This is a genomic window from Variovorax sp. 01N425 (assembly GCF_056399465.1).
The window spans coordinates 1-494 of record NZ_JBFTRJ010000063.1 but is presented as its reverse complement, the minus strand read 5'-3'; the positions used below and the strand labels follow the sequence as shown (position 1 = coordinate 494).

Annotated in this window: 1 protein-coding gene; it reads left to right on the top strand. The window is 60.4% G+C overall.

The features are described from left to right. Positions 1-494: SDR family oxidoreductase (locus AC1DSC_RS32700; RefSeq protein WP_478132100.1), on the top strand; the 494-nt coding region annotated here is incomplete at both ends.

Below are 494 nucleotides of genomic sequence, written 5' to 3'. Positions count from 1 at the left end.
AGCGAAGTTCTGGTGCTGCGCGCCGATTCAGCCAACGTGGCTGCGCAGAAGGAGTTGGCGCAAGCCGTCCAGGCTCACTATGGTCAGCTCGACATCGCCTTCCTCAACGCTGGCGTATCCGTTTGGATGCCGATCGAAGAGTGGACGGAAGWAATGTTCGATCGCTCGTTCGRTATCAACGTCAAGGGGCCRTACTTCCTGATCCAGGCCTTGCTGCCTGTCTTYGCGAGCCCCGCATCGGTGGTGCTYAATACRTCGATCAATGCGCACGTCGGCGCGSAGCGTTCGTCGGTTTATGCCGCGACCAAGGCTGCGTTTCTGAACATGTCGAAGACGCTTTCGAGCGAACTGCTCGGACGCGGCATTCGCGTCAACGCCGTCAGCCCCGGCCCGGTCGAAACGCCGCTGTACGACAAGCTCGGCATTCCCGATGCCTACCGCACGCAGGTCAACAAGGACATCGCCGCAACCATTCCGTTTGGCCGTTTCGGCAC